This is a genomic window from Pseudomonas sp. LS-2, assembly GCF_003605735.1.
GTDB lineage: Bacteria > Pseudomonadota > Gammaproteobacteria > Pseudomonadales > Pseudomonadaceae > Aquipseudomonas.
The window spans coordinates 84,499-106,412 of the sequence record NZ_QXTJ01000004.1; the positions used below are offsets into that span (position 1 = coordinate 84,499).

Here is a 21,914-nt window from a genome sequence, read left to right on the forward strand (position 1 = left end):
NGTGCGTTCTCGCTTTTGAGCATCGGTGGGCCGTCGCTGACCTTGACCTTCGCCACAGTGCCAAGGGTGATCTGGCTCCCCAGAGGGGTGTAAATCGGCAATTGCTCCAGGGCGCCAAGCGAGTCGCGCCACTCCCGTGGGTAACGTACGTTAATCGGGAAACGTGCGAGACCTTCAATGGTCTCGCCGACGTTTTCACCACCGATAGCGCCGGCCACAACGGACTGCACATCAGCGATATTCAATCCGTAGCGAGCGGCAGCCTTTCGGTCGATATCCACGTCAATGTAGCGGCCACCGGTCAGTCGCTCGGCTAGTGCCGAACTGATGCCGGGTATGTCCTTGGCCACTCGCTCGACTGCCTGAGTCGCGGCATCGATCTCCGTCAGGTTAGTGCCGGCAACTTTCACGCCGATGGGGCTCTTGATCCCGGTAGCCAGCATGTCGATACGGTTGCGAATCGGTGGTATCCAGATATTCGTAAGTCCAGGGACTCGCACCACGCGATCCAGTTCTTCCACCAATTTTTCCTGGGTCATACCTGGGCGCCATTGCTCGTGCGGCTTGAATTGAATGGTGGTTTCGAACATCTCCAGCGGTGCCGGATCGGTAGCGGTTTCGGCACGGCCTGCTTTACCAAAGACGTGTTCAACCTCTGGAACAGTCTTGATCAGGCGGTCGGTCTGTTGCAGCAATTGCGCCGCTTTCTGCGCCGACAATCCCGGCAGGGCTGAAGGCATATAGAGCAGATCGCCCTCGTCCAACGGGGGGAGAAACTCGCCGCCCGAGCGCGACATTGGCCATAGCGCACTGGCAAACACCAACAGTGCCACCAGCATTGTGATCTTTGGTCGACGCAAGACTGCGTCCAGGGCTGGCTGATAGATCCGAATCAACCACCGGTTCAACGGGTTCTGTTGCTCACTGGGGATTCGTCCTCGAATCCAGTAACCCATCAGCACGGGCACCAAGGTCACTGACAATCCCGCCGCTGCGGCCATGGCGTAGGTCTTGGTGAAAGCCAGTGGGCCGAACAAACGCCCTTCCTGAGCTTCTAGGGTGAACACCGGAATGAACGACAGGGTGATAATCAACAAACAGAAGAACAGCGCCGGGCCGACCTCAGCCGCCGCTTCGGTCATCACGTGCCAATGACGCTCCCCATTCAGTTCTTCCCCTGGATTCGCCACATGCCACGCCTCAACCTTCTTGTGCGCGTTCTCGATCATTACCACGGCAGCATCCACCATGGCGCCGATGGCAATGGCAATCCCACCCAAGGACATGATGTTGGCGTTGATGCCTTGGTAGCGCATGACGATGAAGGCAATCAAAACTCCCACCGGCAGGGAGATGATCGCCACCAGCGACGAGCGTAAGTGCCAGAGGAAAATCCCACAAACCAACGCGACAACGATGAATTCTTCGATGAGCTTGTGGCTGAGATTTTCCACAGCGCGGTCGATCAGCTTACTGCGGTCGTAGGTGGTGACGATTTCCACCCCAGACGGCAAACTCTTTTTCAGCTCGTCGAGTTTGGTCTTGACCGCAGCAATGGTCTCGCGAGCATTCTTGCCGCTGCGCAAAATCACCACGCCGCCGACGGTCTCGCCCTCACCGTCGAGTTCGGTGATGCCACGCCGCATTTCCGGCCCCAGCTGGATCGTGGCGACATCGCCAAGGGTCACCGGCACACCGCCCGAGCCAAGCTTCAGTGGGATCGCCCGAAAGTCATTGAGTGTCTTTAAGTAGCCGGAAGCACGCACGATGAACTCGGTCTCTGCCATCTCCAGCACCGCACCACCGGTTTCCTGATTGGCCTTGCCGATAGCATCGGTCACCTCAGACTGAGTGATGCCGAGGCTGGCCAGTTTGAGCGGATCAAGCTGCACCTGGTATTGCTTAACCATGCCTCCCACGGTGGCCACTTCCGCAACGTTCGGTAGGGTCTTGAGTTCAAACTTGAGGAACCAGTCCTGAAGAGCGCGAAGTTGTGCCAAATCGTGCCCGCCACTGCGATCCACCAGTGCGTACTGATAGATCCAACCCACCCCCGTCGCATCCGGCCCCAACGCCGGCTTGGCGCTGGCCGGCAAGCGGCTTTGTATCTGACTCAGGTATTCCAGCACCCGCGAGCGAGCCCAATACAAGTCAGTGCCGTCTTCGAACAGCACGTAGACGAAACTATCACCAAAGAAGGAATAACCTCGCACGGTTTTGGCCCCCGGCACCGAGAGCATGGTGGTGGCCAACGGATAGGTGACCTGGTTCTCGACGATCTGCGGCGCTTGCCCTGCATAAGGGGTGCGGATAATCACCTGTACATCGGAGAGGTCTGGCAACGCATCAATGGGCGTGCTTTGCACCGACCAGATGCCCCAAGCGGTGACAAACAGTGTCGCGAGTAGCACTAGGAATCGGTTGGCCACTGACCAACGAATCAGGGCAGCAATCATGGCTGGCTCCCCGATTTATCCAGGCGTTCAACACGCAAGCCATCATCGGTCTGGCTCACCGCGACCCGTACCTTGTCACCAGCCTTGAGGCCCTGCATCAGCGCCGGACTAGCGAGAGGGAAAGTCATCGTCATGCCAGGCATACCCAGCGTCTTGAAAGGGCCGTGGGCGAGCGTGACTTCTTTGTCGTTGATCGCAACGATCTGACCATCAGCCTCATGAAAACTGGAGGCTGTTTCACTGGGTGCCGACTCTTCCTCCGTGCGAGCAACAATGCCTTTAAGACTGGCCTCCGAGTCGAGCAGGAACTGGCCAGATGTAACCACCTTCTGACCTGCTTCGAGACCTTTCACTATCGCCGTTTTGCCATCGCTTTCCTGCCCAAGGAGCACCTCCACGGGACGGTAGCGGCCAGCGTCTTCGGCGAGCATCACCAGCGCTCGTCGGCCAGTGCGAATCACCGCCTCACTCGGCACCCACAATACACTTTGCTCGGTCGAACGATTCAGGCGTACTTGCGCCGTCAAACCCGGCCTGAGACGCCCGTCCGGATTGGGTAACTCGACACGTACCCGAAGTGTGCGGCTGTCCGGATTGGTCTCGGGCAAAATCGCGCTGACGTTGCCGCTAAGTGTTGTTCCTGGGAAGGCTGGCAGACGCGCTTCGACCGCCTGCCCCACGGTGATAGCTCCGGAATCCGATTCTGGAACGGCTACAGCTAGCCAGACCGTGTCCAAACCATTGACGCGAGCCAGGGTCTCGCCAGTCGTCACGGTCATACCCGCTCGCACATTTAGCTCTTGCAGAACGCCGCTGATGGGGGTGGTTAGCTTCAGGTTCGGCTGGACTTTGCCACTGCGCTCTACCTGGGTGATCAGCGCAGCTGGCATCCCTGTGAGCCGCAGTCGCTGTCGGGCCGCAGCCAATAGATCAACATCACCGTTGTGCTTAATGGCAAGGAACTCTGTCTGGGCAGCCGCCCACTCCGGCACTAGGATATCTGCCAGGGCCGCGTTGGTCTTGAGCACATCTCCGGGAGCATGGGCATAGACCCGCTCCACAAAGCCAGGGGTGCGTGCCTGTATCACCGCAACATCTCGTTCGTTGAACGCCAATACTCCTGTGACGTCGAGACTGGAGTTAAAGATTCCACGGGTGACTGTCGCAAAACGCAGACCGAGATTTTGAGTCAGACTCGGATCGATACTGACGGTCGCACGATCTCCTGCGCCACCGGCGTACTGAGGAACCAGTTGCATGTCCATAAAAGGGGATTTACCCGGCTTATCGAACTTTTGCTGCGGGTACATGGGGTCGTACCAATACAGAGCCTTGCGTTCCTCTGATGAGTTGGGACTCTGCTCCGGGCTAGCACCAGGTACTCCGCTCACGCGTTGATGTGCGAACCAGTAACCACCGGCAATACCGAATGCCAGCGAGACGCCTACCAACAATGCCCCGTTCCATTTTTTTAGGATCATTGGCTGGACTCCCCATAAGCGAAGTACAGACGCGCACTGGTCAGCGCTCGCTGCTCTTCTACGTCGATCTGTTTGAGGCGGGCCTCGATGAGTTCGCGTCGGGCGGCAACCACCGCGTTTAAATCGCCCTTGCCTGCACGGTAACTGGCCATGCTGAGTTCGACCTTTTCCTTGGCCAGCGGCACCAGGCTGTCCTGATTTCTGCGCACGGCACGATCCAGACGCTCATAGTCAGCCAGCTCATTTTCCAGCTGCTGGGTATGCTCACGTGACAGCGCTTCGCGCTCGGCCTCCAATTGGTTGAGCTCAGCCTGCTTGGCCGCAATCCGAGGGTTTTGGCGAGAGCCGGGAAATAGCGGTAAATCCCAGGAAAGTTGAACGCTGACCATGTCGCCGAACTGACGGTCACGATGCTGATAATCAAGCTCCCAACTCCAGTCCGACTGCTTTTCCGCTTCAGCTTCACGAACTTTGGCTTGCGCTTCGCGGGTCATCGGCGCAAACGCTGCCAACTCGGGGTGGTGTTGCAGCTTATGAGAGTAACTTGAGGTATCAACTGGCCATTCAGGCAAGCTGCCCACAGGCTTGTCGTTGGCGGCGGAGCCAATCCAGCGTTTGAGGGCCGCACGAGCCTGCGCTCTCTGGAGAATTAGATCGTCCTGCTGCTCCGCCAGTTGAGCTGCTTCCTGCTTGGGTGTCACCGCATCGGCGGGTTGAGCGCGGCCACCGGCAATTTGGGCCCGGACGGTATCGCTCAGCAGGCGGTTTTCTTTGTAGAAGTCCTGGAACAACACATCTTTGCGCTCGACCGAGTAGCTGCTGATCCAGGCCAACGCCGTGGACTGGCGCACCTTCAAACGTTCGACTCGACGCTCCGCAGAGGCACGATCAATAGCTGCATCGGCAACTTCGATACGCGCTTTGCGCTTGTCGCTATTGGGCATCTCCTGCCTGACCCCGACCATCTGCATGGTCATGAAGTCCTGGTCAATACTCCAACGATCCGGGCCGCCGATGGGGTAGTTCTGCACGCCCACCAAGAGCTTGGGATCAGGTAATTCACCAGCAGGGATGGCTGCACTGCTGGCAGCCTGAATTTTGGCGTCTTGTGCGGTCAGCGACGGCGCATTGTTTTCTGCCAGCCGCAACGCTTCATCGAGCGTCAATGCGGCAGCGAAACTCGGCAACGCCAGCACGCTTGCCGCCAGACCGACCACGAGAGACCAGCCTGTGCAATTGCACTTGGAGTTCATGTTTACGATTCCTGTAATCATCCGCTGCACGCGTCAAAAGACATGCGCGCAGCTAGTCCATCCCGCTAGTGCAGAATGAGGCTCAATGTCGGACAGGAATTAAACGCGAGGAGGTCGCCATACTCCGGACGGGGTATGTACAGGCAATGAATCGCTAGAGAAGGATAGGACTACAGGATCAAACAGTGTGACAGGGGGCTTAAATACCGAAACTTCCAACATACCGCCTGTTTTGCATTCCTGGCCCGGCTTACAAGGCTTCCCGTGCTCAGAAGGGCTTTTCATGTCGTTGCAGCAGTCCATCTTCATGTCGTCCATCATCGCCATGCCCATGGTCTTCATTGGGCAAGGTTCTGTGGGTGCCTGAACGCCCGCCATTCCGGACATGGGAAGCGTCAAGCTGATCAGAAGAAGCATGCAAAGCCGCAAATAGCGTTTCATAGAGGCGGAGTGTAGTCGGTGCAAATGGGACTTACAATTGGACAGCATTAAAAGTCAAGCCTCGACTTGGTAGCTCTGATTCGGCGCGCCCCAGCCTTTCACCCATGCGCAATAGGCCAAGCAGGCAGGCTTATCGTAAAAGTCGTTCGCCCTGAAGCTGAAGCACACCCAACGGTACCGTCATGAGCATCTGCTAACGACTTTACAATTGCCAAACCCAGCCCTGCATTGTTTGTAGAGCTCTCCCTTCGCGCAGGGTCAACTCTATAAAAGCGATCAAACAGCCGAGGCAGATGTTCGGCGGCAATTTCTTCACCGGGATTTAGCACTGACAGATTGACCATGGGGCCGGATGGCTCGATGTCTACGCAAATGGTGGCGCCAGAAGGTGTGTACCGGATCGCGTTTGACAACAAATTTGAAACCATCCTGTCCAGCATAGTTCTGTCTCCTCGCACCTCGCCGCGTCCGTTGACTTGAAGCTTTACCCCTGTGTCATCGGCCAGCAGTTGGTAATACTCCAAGACCTTCTCGACCACCGACCGCATTTCTACTTTTTCTTTCGCGGGAAGAACCAGGCCGTTGTCAGACTTTGCAAGAAACAGCATGCCATCGATGATGCTGGAAAGTCGGTTCAGATCTTCCAGGTTCGAATAGAGGTTTTCTTCGTATATTTCCGGTGCACGTTTTTTTGTGAGGATGACTTCTGTATGTGTTCGCAAATTGCTTATGGGCGTACGTAGTTCGTGGGCAATGTCCGCTGAAAAGTTAGACAACCGTGAAAATGACTCTTCCAGCCGAGCTAGCATTGCATTAAATGAGCTTACAAGCAGTTCAAGCTCACGAGGCACAAAATCCATCGGAATACGCTCTTTCAGCGATCCAGCTGACATCGAGGCCGCGACCTGCGTCACCTGTGCGACCGGTTTTAAACCGCTGCGTGCCACCAACCAACCCAAACCTGCGCTGACCAATGCACTGATCGCCAAACCGATCACCAGCCACCAGCGTAAGGTCTCGACAAAGTGCATATGGCTTGTGATATCCATACTCAGCCACGCCGTCAGTGGCTCTGCTTCATTCACCAAATGAACCTGAGCTTTCATTCCTCGGTACAGGTGGCCTCCGTCTGTCCATTCCCACATGTCGTCTTCAGGAGTGTTAGGAGGAATAGCAGGGTGCTCAGCTGCGTTAGAGGTCGCGAAAATCGTCTTTCCACCTTGCATTACAATCGACGCTGAGAGCTCCTGATGTGCCCCCAATAGCGCTTGCAACTGGAGCAAGACATCTGAGCGGTCAGCCGAGCCAGCTTCACCGTCCATGATTTGACGGATGGATTCGAGCTTCTCTGTCATTGCTTGCCGGTCAAGTGCCTTGAAGTGATGCCGGCTGAATCCATCGAAGGTAAAGCCTGCTACGACGAGCACTGCGACTACAGCGCACACAAACATCAGGCTCAGACGAAGCGTTAGAGACGGGCGCTTCATTCTGCGTCCGGGGCATCAAGCATGTATCCCATGCCTCGCGAAGTCTGAATCAGCTTTGTATCGAAATCATCATCAATCTTGGCTCTAAGTCTGCGGATGGCCACCTCAATTACGTTGGTATCGCTGTCGAAATTCATATCCCAGACCTGGGATGCGATCAATGACTTCGAGAGTACCTCTCCTCTGCGGCGCATTAGCAGTTCCAGCAAAGCAAACTCCTTGGCTGTCAGATCAATGCGTTGCCCTGAGCGCGAGGCCCGACGTTTGAGCAGGTCGACTTCAAGATCTCCGATTTTGATAGACGTCAGATTGGGTGCACCAGCCCCTCGACGTAGCAGGCTTCTGACGCGAGCGAGCAGCTCGGAAAACGCGAATGGCTTAACTAGATAATCATCTGCACCAAGCTCTAACCCTCTTACTCGGTCGTCCACTCCGTCCCTGGCTGTAAGGAACAATACGGGTACCAAGCTTCCAGCTGCGCGAACACTTCGGATGACCTCCCAGCCGTCGATACCAGGCATCATCACGTCCAGAATCAGGAGGTCATAGGTCTCGTTCAAAGCCTGATGCAATGCCTCTGTCCCTGTCACCACCCGGTCGACATTAAAACCCGCTTCTAAGAGTCCTTGCTGAAGGTACATTCCGGTCTTGGGTTCGTCTTGTGCTACGAGGATTTTCATGGTGGAACTGCAGCTGTGCGTCGTTCAAGTGTGCTACGAAACAAGCACCGATGCACAAGCTGACGCAAATGTAATCGTTCTGAAAACCACCAGAAAGCGCCGGCGCGCCACGACTTGGTAGTACGTGGGCAGCTAGACGGCAAGCTTACGAAAATGTAATCGGCAATGATCGGTTGTTCCGCTTAACCTACCTTGGAACGGCGCGGATGCGAGGCCGTCGCGGACGGCAAACGTATACATGGCAACCGCGCAACGAAACGTTAAGAGGTGCATACGAATGATGAAGCGCAGTTTATTTTTTGCTACGGGGCTGGTGTTCATGGGCGCTGCACAGGCTACGGAGCTTCTCAGCATCGATGTCCACCGTGACGCGAATTGCGGCTGCTGCAAGGAGTGGGTTAAACACTTGGAATCGAATGGATTTAAAGTCGTTGACCATGTGGAAAGCGATATGAGCGCCATCAAGAAAGGGCTGGGTGTGCCGCAGGGACTAGCTTCCTGTCACACGGGGGTTATTGGGGGAAAATTCGTGGAGGGCCATGTTCCGGCGAACGAGATTAAGAAGTTGAATGATCGTCCCGACCTTGTTGGGATTGCAGTGCCAGGCATGCCAGCAGGTTCGCCTGGTATGGACTATGGGCAGACACATCAACCTTACCAAGTCTTGGGCCTGACCAAGGGCGGTGCCCAAGAGGTGGTAGCTGACTACCCAAACAGAAAATGATCGTCACGGACATCTGAGCAACGAGCGCTGCTCAGCTCTGCGTGGGATTAGCCTTGAGCCATTTCGATTGAAGGGCTTAGCGTTCCTAGCCAAGCCACCAAGCAAACAATCACTACCGCACAAGTCGATTCGAGCAGCACGCTCTTTTTCAAAGCAGTGACTGCGACAGAATAATTACCCCCGCTCACAGAGCGTTCCAGTGAGGGGCTCAGGTAGAAACGATTGAGGCTGGCGAGCCCGAGCATGGCGGCGAACAGTAAGATTTTCACTAACAGGAGGAGGCCGTAGGTGCTGGCAAGGATCTCGCTAATGGTTGGCCCGACAATGAATAGATAATTGGCGATACCAGTGAGTATGATCGTGCCCACAATGAATGCGCCCGCCGTTTCAAATCCTTTGAGCGCTCGCGTCAAAACTCGCACGAGTTGTTCGGGATTAGTCCTCCTGGTGCTCAACATCAGAGCAAACGCGGCAAGGGCGCCGATCCACCCACCAGCAGCCATTAGGTGAAGAATGTCCGCTGTGAAATGCCAGAAGCGCCGAGTTCCCTCATCCATCGCCCCGTGACCTGTCCAGGGGAGCGTAGCCAATGCAATACAACCCGCTATGGTAGCTATCCAAAGACTGACCGATGGCAATCGGTTGCTCTGGCTTGCAGCGATTATCACCACCGCAAGCGAGACCATACGTGCCATCCAGCTGTAACCGACCTCGGTTTCAAAGAGCATCATTTCAAGGTGGGGTAACAGCTCCGCCCAATCGGATGCGCCGCTCATATTTTTCGTCATGACCAGAAAGGTGGCCACAGATAGAAGTATGCCTGTTACCGCAGCACCGATCAGAAGCGACCCAAAATGCAACACTCTTCCCGATACGCGCTCTTTTCCGCGAAAGCTGTACAGCCCGAATACCGCTAGTCCGAACAGAACCATCAAGTCCAGGTAAAGCGCGAGGCGCAGCGCCACATTCAACGGGTCGCTCATGCTTATTTCACTTTGAAAGTCACGGCGCCGGTAATCGGATGAGTGTCAGACGAGACTGCTCGCCATTCCACTTTGTAGGTGCCAGTTGTCAGGGGGGATGAAGGGGTGATGACCATGGTTTTTGGATCACTGCCACCTGCCACGCCGGCCTTAACCCCCATCGGTGAATTCGGCATACCTGGCATATCAGTCATGATCAGCTTGGCTCCGGAAAATTGGGTGACCAGGTTTTCGGAAAAGTGCAGTTCAATTTTCGAGGGGGCCGCACCGGAGTCGCCTTCTGAAGGAGTCGAAGACAACAGTTTCGGATGGGCTTGAGCGACCGAGCTCAGCAAAATACCGGATGAAAGAGCGACGGCCACAACACAGGATTTCAAAAACGACATGCAAGGCTCCTCACAGCGAATAGCTGTTGTAATGAGGTTAAGTAATTATTTTGGTGCTGTTAACTTGATCTAGAACCAGACCCGAACGCCAAGCACCAGACGAGTTTCGTTACTGTCTTCGCCTTCCTCCTTGGCATAGTCAGCGGTCTTTCCATAACTACGGTTCCATGTAACTCCCACGTATGGAGCGAACTGTGGACGGATCTCATACCGTAGCCGCAGTCCAATCTCACTCTCCGACAACCCAGAACCAACGCCACGCTGGGGATCGTTTTTTCCGTAGAAATTGAATTCTGCCGTCGGTTGCAAGATGAGCTTATTGGTCAGAAGAATGTCGTAGTCACCTTCCAGCCGTGCCGCAGTCTGGCCACCTTCACCCAGGTAGGCAGTAGCCTGAGCTTCGAAGTTATAGAGCGCCAAGCCCTGTATGCCGAAAGCCGCCCATGTTTGAGGATCACCTGGCTTGAAGTCTTGGCGAACCCCGCCGACTAGATCCCACCAAGGGCTGATCGAGTGACCCCACAGTGCTTGTACTTCGGCCTCCTCTGTTTTCCCATTGGTGCGCTCGCCCTCAGAACGCAACCATAGACGGTCAACGTCTCCACCTATCCAACCTTGAGCTTCCCAGTTCAACGCGCTTCCTTCATCAGCGTCCTGCCATTCCAATTTTTCGAAAATGAAATACGAGTTAAGAGCAGTGTCATGAACCTCATGACCACCAGGCGCGTTGTAAACTGCGGCTCTCTCCGCATCTGTAATAGGCGGTATGGGGGTTCGGCTTTCACTACGAGCCTGCTGCTTGGAGGGCTGCATCCCCTGCATCTGACTATGATCCATGCCCTGCATCTGGCTATGATCCATGCCCTGCATCTGGCTATGATCCATGCCCTGCATTTGGGAGTGATCCATGCCCTCCATCTGGGTGTGATCCATGCCCTTCATCTGGCTATGATCCATGTTCTGCATTTGCCCGTCTGCAGTCTGAGTGGTGTCAGCGGCTGCCGGCAGAACAAAGCCAAGGCTGAGAGCGACCGTAGCTATAGCTGAGTAAATACGAGTGCCACCAAAATAGTTGCTCATAGTCGACCCCTTATTCCTCTACCCGCACTTCTCGGAACATGCCCATTTCCATGTGGTACAGAAGATGGCAGTGATAGGCCCAGCGACCTAGCGCATCGGCGGTGACTCTGTAGCTGCGCTTCGATCCTGGCGGCATGTCGATGGTGTGTTTACGAACAAGGAACTGGCCATTCTCGTCTTCAAGGTCGCTCCACATCCCATGCAAATGGATGGGGTGCGTCATCATGGTGTCATTAACAAGCACGATCCGAACTCGCTCGCCATACTTCAGCTTCACCGGCTCGGCGTCAGAAAACTTCACCCCGTTAAATGACCAAGAGAATTTCTCCATATGTCCGGTCAAGTGCAGTTCGATAGTTCGGTTTGGCTCACGGCCATCAGGATCTTCAAACGTGCTTCTGAGATCAGAATATGTCAGCACCTTGCGACCGTTATCACGAAGGCCCATACCAGGGTCATCAAGCTTCGGTGAGGTCGACATCGCCTGCATGTCTACGAGAGGGTTATTGGCTTCTGTCTTGGGGTGCGACTGCATCCCCATCCCACCCATCCCACCCATGCCTTCCATAGACATCTTGCTGTGATCCATTCCGTCCATGCCTTCCATGCCGGACATATCCTGCGCAGAGCCATGGTTCATCGATGTCATAGAGCCGCCGTCCATTCCCGACATGCCATCCATCGAACTGTCACCCATGCTGGCCATTTTGCTGTGATCCATTCCAGCCATATCGCCCATACCTTCCATCGAGCCATGATCCATACCCGCCATCCCCATGTCGGCCATGGTGACGAGAGGACGAGGGTCGAGGTCGGGTACAGGTGCGACCAAGCCTGACCGAACAGCCAAAGTACCTCGGGCATATCCCGACCGATCCATCGACTGTGCGAACAATGTGTAGGCTTCTTGGGTAGGTTCGACTATTACATCGAACGTCTCAGCTGTGGCTATTCGGAACTCATCCACGCTGACAGGTTTTACATACTGGCCATCAGCAGCCACAACAGTCATCTTCAGTCCAGGAATACGGACGTCGAAGTAGCTCATGGCCGATCCGTTGATGAATCTCAACCTGAGTTTTTCGCCAGGTTTGAAGGTGCCCGTCCAGTTCGAATCCGGAGCGTGGCCGTTCATCAAATAGGTGTAGGTCGCGCCACTGACGTCTGCGATGTCAGTGGGGTTCATCTTCATTTCGGCCCACATCTTGCGATCAGCAACGGTGGCTGACCAACCTTTGTCAGCGACGTCATTGATGAAGTCGCTAACCGTGCGCTTGTGTGTGTTGTAGTAGTCAGCCTGTTTCTTCAGCGTTTTCATCAACGAGGCCGGATCTTCATCCGTCCAATCGGTGAGCATCACCACGTAGTCACGGTCATACAAAAACGGCTCGGGGTCTTTGGCTTCAATTACTAACGGGCCATACACACCGACCTGTTCTTGAAAGCCGGAATGACTGTGATACCAGTATGTTCCGTTCTGCTTGACCTTGAACTGATAGATGTAAGTTCCGTCGGGCTCAATCCCGTGAAAGCTAAGGCCGGGTACACCATCCATGTTGGCGGGCAGAATAATCCCGTGCCAGTGAATAGAGGTCATATCCTTCAGGCGGTTCTTGACTCGCAAGGTTACCGTGTCACCCTCACGCCAGCGCAGGAGGGGCCCAGGAAGCCCACCATTGATCGTCAGCGCTGTACGGCGACTGCCAGTAATGTTTACCGGCGTTTCTCCAATGAACAGGTCGAACTCCGTTCCTGACAGGACATTCACTTCCCCAAGGCCAGGTGCAGCCCAAACAGGACTACGCCAAAGCCCTAACCCAGCGAGAATTCCGCCTGCGGTGAGGCCTTTTACGAAGGTGCGCCGAGAGGTGTTGGAGTGCATACCGATTCGTGTCCCGTCAGTCGGAGGGAGGCGCGCACTACTGCGCACATTCCAATGGTTCAATCTCTTGATCGCCTGCGCGATTTCATACATCGAAAGATGCCACAGGCCAGCAAACGAGGTAATTACATTTCCGTAAGCTGGGCGACTCAGCAGTGCTGGTTTGGCTTTTCAACCACAGGTTTTTCCTGCGCAACGTCCCCCTTCGGCTGTGTTCCCGAACTCGTGGTGACCGTGGACATCGCCATCTCGCGGGCTCGCTCCATGCGCTCAGCTGCGCGGTCGCCACCGCCCTCAGCAAACGCCAGCGACGATATAGCCAAACTGAATGTAAGAATCAGAACATTGGTTGCTTTCATGGCGCATCTCCTCAACAGAATTAGCTCTCAGGTAGTCCAGAGAGGTTGAGCATCGGCTCAGTGAGGAGGATGGGGGCGTGCACCTGTCAGCAGGCTTAGCCTGCGATTACAACTTTGACAGCGGCGTTGGCCGGGACTGATCAACATTACGGGAGCGCCAAAGGTGGCTTAGATCGCCGACGATCTACTCCAGCCGTCCACCTGCTCCACGCATTGCCTGCGCCTGCATGGAGAGCTGAATCTCCAGATTTATGGCAGAGAGTGACCCGTTTGATGAGGCAAGCTGAATAGCGAAGGTTCGCCTACCTTACAAAACTGTAATTTTTTTCTCGAAACCTGGCCAATCGGCTTGGGTCGGACTGAGTGTACCTCCAAGAAAAGTACATCAACTGAATCGACCGTCGACCTCGGAGAATTGGTTATGAACAGTAGCTATGAAGATTGCATTTCAGAATGCCTACGCTGCGCATTTGCCTGTGAAACTTGCGCGTCAGCCTGTCTGGAAGAGCAGGACGTTAAGATGATGGCGAACTGCATAAAGCTCGATAGGGATTGTGCAGATATCTGTAGGCTCGCAGCGACCCTGATGGCACGGGGAAGCCCCTTCGCGAATGAGATTTGTATGCTTTGCGCAAAGATTTGTAGGGCATGCGGTCAGGAGTGCGGCACTCATGAAGCAGAACATTGCCAGAATTGCTCCAAAGCGTGTTTAGCTTGCGCACAAGCATGCGAATCAATGGCTGCTTGAGCTTCCCTTCGACCAAAGAAGTTATCGACCTGGTGGTCAACCATTGAATGATTGGGTGGCCTCCAGGTTGAAAAAAACCGACACGGCGTTTTTTGGGGCATCCAAATCATTGCATGCTCCAACCCCACTACAAGAAAGCGCGGAAGAATCGAATATTAGCTCCGAAAAATGTACTGTTAACACTTTCCATCATGGACGACCGATATGGCTTTAAAGATCCGCACGGCGGTGACAGCAGATGCAGAAGTCATCCAGCGCATTTATGCCCCCATAGTTTCGAACACGGCGATCTCATTTAAAGAGATCCCGCCGAGTGTTGATGAAATTGCTCAGCGGATAGCGACGACACGTCAAACATATCCCTACCTTGTGGCTGAAGAATGTGGTGAGATCAAGGGATATGCATACGCAAGCCAGCATCGTGCACGTGCAGCCTACCGATGGGCTGTTGACGTGACGGTGTACATAGCTGAATCAGCTCGCCGTCAGGGTGTTGGGCCGCAAACTCTACGAGGCTCTGCTTCCAATTCTTGAGAAACAGCGGTTTCGGGCCGCTTACGCTGGAATCGCGCAGCCCAATGAAGGGAGTGTGGGTCTGCACGAGTCGCTAGGATTCGTACATATTGGGACGTATCCAGAGGTGGGCTTCAAGCTTGGAAAGTGGCACGACGTCGGTTACTGGAGGCTTGGGCTGTGCCAGGCAACCCCTCCGTTGGAACCCATTCTTTTCCCCAAGCTTGAGGTTGCATCGCAGTAGGTTCACTCGCTGTGCGTTGTGACTATCAGACTTCGGCAGGGAGGTGGCCTTGTAGATGCTTGAGCACAGCTCGGGCGAGGGTCATCCTGTGGAAGTGACTAACCTTGCGCTTTTTTCAGCCCTTTCAATCGCACGTTCGCTCTTTGCACAGCTGCCATTTTTTCAGGCCGCTTCATGCGTTTCCACTTTCTGATGTCTTCCTTGCTGCGCCCGCAACTCACACAGAGATCACCACTCAGCTGGCAAGTCGAGATACAGGGATTTTCGATTTCCTTAGCCATTGTCAGTCCCCTTAGGTCGCGCCTGATTGAGCAAGACGATTTTTCCAGTTGCCACCATGTGTGCGCTGGCACTCCTCCTCAGAGTCGAAGCAGACATTGCGCCCTGAAAGGTTCAGATCGATGTCGGCCTCGTTCAACGCGATGGAGGTCAACTCAACAATGCGCGGCTTCGCGTTAGCCTGGGCGAGCTTCTTGTCAGCCAGTGTTTCGAACACCCAGACTACCTTGAGGGTTTCACTCAACGCGTTCAGGTCGGCGGTATGGGTGAGCCACGTAAATCCTTTGATTTCCCCTTTTGCTGTTTCGCACGCTTCGGTGAGGGTGGTAATTAATCGACGCTCGATACGCGCAAGCTCACGTTTCCCTAGTGACATTGGGAGTTCCTATGAAGTTGGGATTAGAGAGTCGGGGAATTAAACCAATCGAAACTCGACCGTAAGGTGGCTGACTTCGTGGACAGGCTTGAGTCGTTCACGAATGTTTTCAGCGTTCACAGTGGATTCGCCGAGGACGCTGACAATAGCCGCATGGGCTTCTGGCCCGACCCGCCAGACATGCAGATCTGTAATGGTCGCATCACCCGGCTTCTCAACCAGCTCTCGAATTTCCTCTGCAACGTGCTCATCAGTTTGATCCAGCAGTACAGCAGAGGTGACGCCCATCAAACTCCATGCCCAACGCGCAATAACCATGGCACCCACAATGCCCATTACCGGATCCAGCCACACCCATCCGAGATACCGGCCAGCGAGCAGTGCAGCAATTGCCAGGACGGAGGTCAGAGCGTCCGCTATCACATGGACATAAGCTGATTTCAAGTTGTTATCGCCATGCCCATGCCCATGCCCATGCCCATGATGATCATCGTGCCCATGACTGTGACCGTGGCCAAGCAGAAGCGCGCTCACAATGTTTACGATCAAACCCACTATCGCAATGAGCGTAGCGGTTCCGAATTGAACCTCCGTCGGCTGCAAAAGGCGCATGACCGACTCTACGGCGATTACCAAGGACACCATGCCAAGGATGAGCGCCGATGCAAATCCACCCAGGTCTCCAACCTTGCCCGTACCGAAGCTATAACGACTGCTGGAGGCGTGGCGTTTCGCGTAACTGTAGGCAGCTGCGGCGATGCCCAAAGCGCCTGCATGGGTTGCCATGTGAAAGCCGTCGGCAAGTAAAGCCATCGAGCCAGTGATATAGCCGGCGACGATTTCGCCGACCATCATCACCACCGTTAGCGCCACAACCCAGAGCGTCCGTTTGGCATTTTCTTCGTGTGCTGACCCAAGAAACACGTGGTCATGTACGTGGTTAATCTCGATGCTATGGCTGCCGCTCATGAATATGTACCTGGATTCTTCATTTCGAATAGCGGCGAATGGCTTCAAGCAGCTCTTCGACACCCTTGTTGCGCTCTTCATCGCTGAGCGACGGGCTAGCGACATGCTCTCTAGCGTGATCCTCAATAATTTCGTCCATCAATCCGTTAATAGCTCCGCGTGTGGCAGCCACGAGATGCAGTGTTTTCGCGCAATCGAGATCTGATTCCAGCGCACGTTCAACTGCTTGGATTTGCCCTGCGATGCGTTTCACGCGCTTAAGAAGATCGTCTTTGTTTGAAGCAATATGGCCCATGGAATAGCCCCCTCACCTTTGCATATTTGCATCATAGGTATACCCCCTACCCCTATGCAAGCACGATTTTACGGAAAGGTCATAAACAGTTCTTTGCTGAAACTGAGGCTTCAAAACCGAGGAAGGGCGGAACGAGATGACCAGGACTCTGCTGTTGGTCACTCTCGTCCGTCTTAGTGATAGGTGCGGGGGTCAAGTCAGATGCAGTCGTTGGTCAGATCGAATGCAAGAAGGGTGGCCAAACGGAGTGGGATTTACCGCTCCAAGCCATGTGCTTCAGATAGGCTCAAACCCTGCGGCCATTCTCATCAATGACTACTTGGCCGTCCTCTTTGACGAAACTCCCACGCTGCTCTTGCGGTAACAAATCGAGCACAGCTTCTGACGGACGACACAAACGCGTCCCCAAAGGCGTCACAACGATGGGGCGATTGATCAGGATAGGGTGAGCCATCATGGCATCGATGAGCTGTTCGTTCGTCAGTGATGCATCGCCCAATCCCAGATCTTCGTACGGAGTGCCTTTGATACGCAAAAGAGCCCGCACCCCGATACCCATATCCTCAATGAGTCTGACAAGTGTGGCGCGATCAGGCGGGTTCTTCAGGTACTCGATAACCGTCGGTTCTTCCCCGCTGTTACGGATCAACTCCAAGGTGTTGCGAGAGGTGCCGCATTCGGGGTTGTGGTAGATCGTGATCTGGCTCATATCGCTTCCTCGTACTGACGTTAGATGGAGCGCTGGTTGACGCGTTTGGAAAGCTCCTCGGCGGACTCTTTACGCTCGGAGTACCGATCAACCAAATAATCCTGGCGATCCCGCAAGAGCAGCGTGAACTTCATCAACTCCTCCATCACGTCCACCAGTCGGTCGTAATACGAGGACGGTTTCATACGACCTGCCTCGTCGAACTCGGTGAACGCCTTGGCCACCGAAGATTGGTTTGGGATGGTGAACATCCGCATCCATCGACCCAGTACGCGCAGCTGATTGACCACGTTGAAAGACTGCGAGCCTCCGCAGACCTGCATTACCGCAAGGGTTTTCCCTTGCGTAGGTCGTACAGCTCCCATTGCTAGCGGCACCCAGTCGATTTGCGCCTTGAACACGGCGCTCATCGAGCCGTGCCGCTCAGGGGAACACCACACTTGTCCCTCTGACCACTGCATTAGCTCACGCAGCTCGGCCACTTTAGGGTCGGTGTCGGGAGCATCATCCGGTAGCGGCAGACCTGAGGGATCGAAGATCCTGGTTTCGGCGCCAAACTGCTCCAGAAGACGTGCGGCCTCCTGTGTGACCAATCGGCTGAAAGAGCGCTCTCGTGTCGAGCCGTACAGGAGGAGGATTCGAGGTTTGTGGATCGACAGGGACGCCGGGGTCAGTTGCTCCAACGACGGGATATCGATCAGCTCGGCGTGTACGTTCGGCAATGTGTCTTGCATATAAACTCCCACGGCGGCGCCCAGCGGGGCGCTACCTCGGTTGATCCTCAAAGCGAACCGATGCGGTTCAGTTCGGCTTTGAGCTGGTCAGTACTCATGGTCTTCAGCGGCAGGGCAAGAAATGCACTGACACGCTCGCGAATCTTGGCGAGCGTGGATTCAAACGCGCCTGTCATCTCGGCTTCCGATCCGGTGGCCTCGGACGGGTCGGCCAGGCCCCAGTGCGCCTTCAAGGCTGGCCCTAAGAAGATAGGGCACGCTTCACCCGCAGCCCGGTCACAGACGGTGATCACAATGTCTGGAGGCGAGTCTTCAAAAGCCTCCGAAGCTTTGCTGCTCAAGCCCGCCGTCGAAATACCTGCCGCCTCCAGCGTCTGTAATGCCCGTTGATTCACCCGGCCGCTGGGAAAACTTCCAGAGCTGATAGCCTCTACTCCTTCAGGCGCCAGGTGGTTGAAGAGTGCCTCGGACAGAATGCTGCGGCAGCTGTTGTGGGTACACATGAATAAGACTTTCATCAGACGATTCCTTGATTCAGAAACTGAGGCGCAATGCCAAGGCGGATAAGGTGGCAATAAGGATCGGTAGGGTCAGCACGATGCCGGTCTTGAAGTAGTAACCCCAACTGATCGTTATGTTCTTCCGTGCCAGCACGTGCAGCCACAACAGGGTGGCCAGGCTTCCGATTGGAGTGATCTTCGGGCCCAGGTCGCAGCCGATGATGTTGGCGTACACCATCGCTTGCTGTACGCCGCCATCGACCTCGGCGGCATGAATGGACAAGGCGCCTACCAGAACGGTCGGCATGTTGTTCATGATCGAAGACAGCAATGCTGTTAGCAGCCCAGTGCCCAATGAAGCGCCCCAGACACCGTACCCCGCGAATACATTCAGGATCCGCGCGATATGGTCAGTCAGGGCGGCGTTCTTCAGGCCATAGACAACCAGGTACATACCTAAAGAAAAAATCACCACCTGCCATGGCGCCTCTTTGAGCACTTTGCCTGTGTCGATGGCGTGTCCACGAGCTGCAAACACGTAGAGAATGAGCGCACACACCGCCGCAATAGCGCTGATGGGCACACCCAAAGGCTCGATCACAAAGAAGCCGATCAACAGCAGAGCCAACACCCACCAACCGGCTAAAAAAGTAGCGCGGTCGCGGATTACCTCGCTCGGCCTCTGTAGTTGATTGAGATCGTAGGTCTTTGGCATGTCTCTGCGGAAAAACCACATGAGCATGGCCAATGTGGCCGCCACGCTGACGATGTTCACAGGCACCATGACGGACGCGTATTCGCTGAACCCGATGCCGAAGTAGTCAGCAGAGACAATGTTGACGAGGTTGGACACCACCAATGGCAGGCTTGCCGTGTCAGCGATAAAGCCGGCAGCCATAACGAAGGCCAAGGTAGCAGCGGGTGAAAACCGCAACGCGAACAGCATCGCAATCACAATTGGGGTAAGGATCAGGGCTGCCCCATCATTGGCGAACAGGGCCGAGACGGCAGCGCCCAGCAGAATGATGAAGGCGAAGAGCTTACGCGTGCTACCGGCGCCCCAACGAGCAACATGCAGCGCGGCCCATTCAAAAAAACCTGCCTCATCAAGCAGCAGGCTGATGATGATGACGGCAATGAACGTCGCGGTTGCATTCCAGACGATATGCCAGACCTCAGGGATGTCACCGAGACTGACTACCCCGGTCACTAGGGCGAGCACTGCGCCGAAGGTTGCGCTCCAGCCTACACCAAGCCCCTTGGGTTGCCAGATGACCAGCACGATGGTTGCGATGAAAATCAGTACGGCAAGTAGCATTTCAGAAACTCTATTCGGGCGCAGATCAGTTACAGACGGCCTGGTTGATAGGGCGGCCGTTCATGTCGCACAGACGTTTGGCTTCGGCTTCCAACCATTGCTGGTTCGCGTCCACAACATCTTTCAGGATTGCTGTAACCCACTCGGGCAGCTCGGGATGCAAGCGGTAGTAAACCCATTGGCCTTGGCGACGATCCATCAACAAGCCTGCTGAGCGAAGCAGCGCCAAGTGACGAGAGATCTTGGGTTGGCTCTGGTCGAGTGCAGCGGTGAGTTCACAAACGCACAACTCGCCCTCACTGACGATGAGGAGCGTGATCTTGGTTCGAGTGTCATCGGCCAGACACTTGAACAACGAGGTGGGGGTCATAGGCTCTGTCATAGATCCTCCAGATGTTTGGTCTTGACCAATACGAAGAGCTTGATGCGTTCATGGATGTCATGAAGCGTATGGCGAAACGCAGCAGGATCAGCGCTGGTGACGGGGTCTGGGAAATCCCAGGCGATAACTTCGCCAGCCCCCGGCATTGCCTGACACTCCCGTGCAGACTTGTCACAGAGCGTGATGACGTAATCGAATTTTTCGTCGCTGAACTCATCGATGGATTTACTGCGCAGTCCAGACGCATCCACCTCGATATTCTCCAAGGCTGCGACCGTCCGGGGATCAACACTGGATGGCTGTGAGCCGGCGCTGAACGCTGCGAAGCGTGGGTCGGTATGCCGTAGTAACGCCTCTGCTAACTGAGAGCGGGCAGAGTTCGCTACACAGACAAAAAGCACCTTGATGGGGACGGACATGGCGGTCTCACTCATATTCGAAAAGCCGAATATACGTAATTCCGAATATTTAGAAAAGCATATATGATCGATATTGTCTCTTTCTTTATCGTCTGGCTTGCTAGCGCTCAGACCCGCAACAGAGGCTGCTCCCGAAAAATACTTTGAAAAAGCTAAAGACCGAGTCAGCGCTTGGGAGCGAGGGATGGCAGATTGATTCAGGCCGTTAAAACCAATCGCCAAAAAATCCGAAGTCTCGCCTACGGCCAGCCAGATTTTTCAACAGATATCCATTCCCATTGGCCAATCTGGTGGCCAGAGTAGGCTTACGCACTCATTGATTCACATGCCCGCGCACACTCCAAACAAGCTCTTGAGCAATCCTGGCAATGCTCTGCGTCATGCGTAGCGCACTCATCGCCACATGCCCTACAGACTTTTGCGCAAAGCGTGCAGACGTCGTGCGCAAAGGGGCTTCCGCGCGACATTAATGTCGCGGCAAGCCTACAGATATCTGCGCAATCTCTGTCGAGTTTTATGCAGTCTGCCATCATCTTAACGTCTTGCTCGTCCAAGCACGATGAGGCGCAGCTTTCACAGGCCGAAGCGCAGCGTAGGCACTCAGAAATGCAGCTTTCATAGGTAGCGTTCATAACGAATTCTCCGAAGTTAGCGGTCGATTCAGTTGACGTACTTTTCTTGCTGGTGCATTGCGTCCGACCGATGCGACCCGGGCAGGTTTCGAGAAAATAATTACAGATCTGTAAGGCCGGCCAGTGTCAGCATTCAGCTTGCCTGCTAGGTCGGCCGTGCGTTCTACGCGGCGGTGAACCCATCAGTAGAATCTTGGCGTGCCTTTTCATCTGATCGCCAGGCCGACATCATTGAGGGGGCGCGTCTGAATCGCTTTGCGAAACGCCCACCAGATCTGATTTTTTAACCCCGGCCATCGCACCGCATTGCCCCTTGACCCTATAGCGGCTATAGGGTGTTCACTAAGCTTTTCTTATCGAGTTCATCCGCAATGAATGAAGTCAAATCGGCCTGCTGCGGTGCAAGTTGCAACGATTCCAAGCCCGACATTGCTGACGATGTTGCCGCAGGGCCTACGTGCGACTCAAACTCCGAAGCCAGCTGCGCCGTCACCCACCATCAGGCCTCCGATATGGTGGCGAAGCAAAATGCTTGCTGTGCTACAAGCGCAGATGGATGTGGGGACAAAGACCATGTTCAGCCC

Annotated in this window: 23 protein-coding genes and 2 pseudogenes; 3 read left to right on the forward strand and 22 right to left on the reverse strand. The window is 54.9% G+C overall.

All coding sequences use genetic code 11. The annotated features are described in order from the left end of the window. Position 1: 1 nt before the first annotated feature. The 6 genes and pseudogenes from D3M70_RS03980 to D3M70_RS04005 form a co-directional block, all read right to left on the reverse strand. A pseudogene (locus D3M70_RS03980) lies at positions 2 to 2,456 on the reverse strand (efflux RND transporter permease subunit); the annotation flags it as partial. Beyond that, positions 2,453 to 3,937 (reverse strand): efflux RND transporter periplasmic adaptor subunit, encoded by a 1,485-nt coding sequence (locus D3M70_RS03985; protein ID WP_120124524.1) that lies wholly within the window; start codon positions 3,935 to 3,937, stop codon positions 2,453 to 2,455. The gene D3M70_RS03985 and the pseudogene D3M70_RS03980, both read right to left, overlap by 4 nt. Beyond that, positions 3,934 to 5,190, reverse strand: a complete 1,257-nt coding sequence (locus D3M70_RS03990; RefSeq protein WP_120124526.1) for a TolC family protein — start codon at positions 5,188 to 5,190, stop codon at positions 3,934 to 3,936. The genes D3M70_RS03985 and D3M70_RS03990 overlap by 4 nt, the downstream gene beginning before the upstream one ends. A 99-nt stretch (positions 5,191 to 5,289) precedes the next feature. Next, positions 5,290 to 5,631, reverse strand: a complete 342-nt coding sequence (locus D3M70_RS32610; RefSeq protein ID WP_120124592.1) for a hypothetical protein — start codon at positions 5,629 to 5,631, stop codon at positions 5,290 to 5,292. Positions 5,632 to 5,729: 98 nt separating this feature from the next. Further along, positions 5,730 to 7,118 carry a heavy metal sensor histidine kinase gene (locus D3M70_RS04000; protein WP_120124528.1) on the reverse strand — a complete coding sequence of 463 codons (1,389 nt, stop codon included), beginning with the start codon at positions 7,116 to 7,118 and terminating at the stop codon, positions 5,730 to 5,732. Beyond that, a complete protein-coding gene (locus D3M70_RS04005; RefSeq protein WP_120124529.1) occupies positions 7,115 to 7,798 on the reverse strand; it encodes a heavy metal response regulator transcription factor in 684 nt (227 codons plus the stop codon). The genes D3M70_RS04000 and D3M70_RS04005 overlap by 4 nt, the downstream gene beginning before the upstream one ends. 280 nt (positions 7,799 to 8,078) lie before the next feature. On the opposite strand from D3M70_RS04005, the gene D3M70_RS04010 reads away from it, so the two are divergent. Then, the gene (locus tag D3M70_RS04010) at positions 8,079 to 8,522 is read left to right on the forward strand and encodes a DUF411 domain-containing protein (protein ID WP_120124593.1); all 444 of its coding nucleotides are present in this window, start codon (positions 8,079 to 8,081) and stop codon (positions 8,520 to 8,522) included. Positions 8,523 to 8,569: 47 nt separating this feature from the next. Here D3M70_RS04010 and copD read toward each other — a convergent pair whose 3' ends face one another. The 5 genes from copD to D3M70_RS04035 all read right to left on the reverse strand — a co-directional run bounded on the left by copD (position 8,570) and on the right by D3M70_RS04035 (position 13,212). Next, positions 8,570 to 9,505: a copper homeostasis membrane protein CopD gene (gene copD / locus D3M70_RS04015; RefSeq protein WP_120124531.1), complete on the reverse strand. Its 936-nt coding sequence runs from the start codon at positions 9,503 to 9,505 to the stop codon at positions 8,570 to 8,572. Between the two features lie 2 nt (positions 9,506 to 9,507). Beyond that, a complete protein-coding gene (copC, locus tag D3M70_RS04020) occupies positions 9,508 to 9,891 on the reverse strand; it encodes a copper homeostasis periplasmic binding protein CopC (protein WP_120124533.1) in 384 nt (127 codons plus the stop codon). 69 nt (positions 9,892 to 9,960) lie between these two features. Continuing rightward, positions 9,961 to 10,971 (reverse strand): copper resistance protein B, encoded by a 1,011-nt coding sequence (locus tag D3M70_RS04025; RefSeq protein ID WP_120124534.1) that lies wholly within the window; start codon positions 10,969 to 10,971, stop codon positions 9,961 to 9,963. A gap of 10 nt (positions 10,972 to 10,981) precedes the next feature. After that, positions 10,982 to 12,853 (reverse strand): copper resistance system multicopper oxidase, encoded by a 1,872-nt coding sequence (locus D3M70_RS04030; RefSeq protein ID WP_120124536.1) that lies wholly within the window; start codon positions 12,851 to 12,853, stop codon positions 10,982 to 10,984. 149 nt (positions 12,854 to 13,002) lie between these two features. Beyond that, positions 13,003 to 13,212 (reverse strand): co-regulatory protein PtrA N-terminal domain-containing protein, encoded by a 210-nt coding sequence (locus D3M70_RS04035; protein ID WP_120124537.1) that lies wholly within the window; start codon positions 13,210 to 13,212, stop codon positions 13,003 to 13,005. A gap of 421 nt (positions 13,213 to 13,633) precedes the next feature. Here D3M70_RS04035 and D3M70_RS04040 point away from each other — a divergent pair, with 421 nt between their 5' ends. Next, positions 13,634 to 13,960: a four-helix bundle copper-binding protein gene (locus D3M70_RS04040; RefSeq protein WP_120124539.1), complete on the forward strand. Its 327-nt coding sequence runs from the start codon at positions 13,634 to 13,636 to the stop codon at positions 13,958 to 13,960. A gap of 204 nt (positions 13,961 to 14,164) precedes the next feature. After that, a pseudogene (locus D3M70_RS04045) lies at positions 14,165 to 14,717 on the forward strand (arsinothricin resistance N-acetyltransferase ArsN1 family B). Between the two features lie 98 nt (positions 14,718 to 14,815). Here the strand turns inward: D3M70_RS04045 and D3M70_RS04050 are convergent. The 11 genes from D3M70_RS04050 to D3M70_RS04100 form a co-directional block, all read right to left on the reverse strand. Next, complete coding sequence (locus D3M70_RS04050) at positions 14,816 to 14,998, reverse strand: DUF1289 domain-containing protein (RefSeq protein WP_080727717.1); 183 nt, start codon at positions 14,996 to 14,998, stop codon at positions 14,816 to 14,818. An 11-nt stretch (positions 14,999 to 15,009) separates the two neighbouring features. Next, a complete protein-coding gene (locus tag D3M70_RS04055) occupies positions 15,010 to 15,372 on the reverse strand; it encodes a hypothetical protein (protein ID WP_120124540.1) in 363 nt (120 codons plus the stop codon). Between the two features lie 39 nt (positions 15,373 to 15,411). Next, entirely contained in the window at positions 15,412 to 16,341 is a 930-nt protein-coding gene (gene dmeF, locus D3M70_RS04060; RefSeq protein WP_120124542.1) for a CDF family Co(II)/Ni(II) efflux transporter DmeF, read from the reverse strand. Positions 16,342 to 16,360: 19 nt separating this feature from the next. Further along, complete coding sequence (locus D3M70_RS04065) at positions 16,361 to 16,636, reverse strand: metal/formaldehyde-sensitive transcriptional repressor (protein WP_120124544.1); 276 nt, start codon at positions 16,634 to 16,636, stop codon at positions 16,361 to 16,363. 286 nt (positions 16,637 to 16,922) lie between these two features. After that, complete coding sequence (arsC, locus tag D3M70_RS04070; RefSeq protein WP_120124545.1) at positions 16,923 to 17,345, reverse strand: arsenate reductase (glutaredoxin); 423 nt, start codon at positions 17,343 to 17,345, stop codon at positions 16,923 to 16,925. 20 nt (positions 17,346 to 17,365) lie between these two features. Further along, a complete protein-coding gene (arsH, locus tag D3M70_RS04075) occupies positions 17,366 to 18,079 on the reverse strand; it encodes an arsenical resistance protein ArsH (protein WP_120124547.1) in 714 nt (237 codons plus the stop codon). A gap of 47 nt (positions 18,080 to 18,126) precedes the next feature. Then, positions 18,127 to 18,597 carry an arsenate reductase ArsC gene (locus tag D3M70_RS04080; RefSeq protein ID WP_120124549.1) on the reverse strand — a complete coding sequence of 157 codons (471 nt, stop codon included), beginning with the start codon at positions 18,595 to 18,597 and terminating at the stop codon, positions 18,127 to 18,129. A gap of 16 nt (positions 18,598 to 18,613) precedes the next feature. Continuing rightward, complete coding sequence (locus D3M70_RS04085) at positions 18,614 to 19,897, reverse strand: arsenic transporter (protein ID WP_120124550.1); 1,284 nt, start codon at positions 19,895 to 19,897, stop codon at positions 18,614 to 18,616. A gap of 25 nt (positions 19,898 to 19,922) precedes the next feature. Continuing rightward, positions 19,923 to 20,279 (reverse strand): metalloregulator ArsR/SmtB family transcription factor, encoded by a 357-nt coding sequence (locus D3M70_RS04090; RefSeq protein ID WP_120124552.1) that lies wholly within the window; start codon positions 20,277 to 20,279, stop codon positions 19,923 to 19,925. After that, positions 20,276 to 20,698, reverse strand: a complete 423-nt coding sequence (locus D3M70_RS04095; protein ID WP_120124553.1) for an arsenate reductase ArsC — start codon at positions 20,696 to 20,698, stop codon at positions 20,276 to 20,278. Before D3M70_RS04095 ends, D3M70_RS04090 begins: the two co-directional genes overlap by 4 nt. 305 nt (positions 20,699 to 21,003) lie before the next feature. Beyond that, positions 21,004 to 21,330: a four-helix bundle copper-binding protein gene (locus tag D3M70_RS04100; protein ID WP_120124555.1), complete on the reverse strand. Its 327-nt coding sequence runs from the start codon at positions 21,328 to 21,330 to the stop codon at positions 21,004 to 21,006. Positions 21,331 to 21,914: the final 584 nt, after the last annotated feature.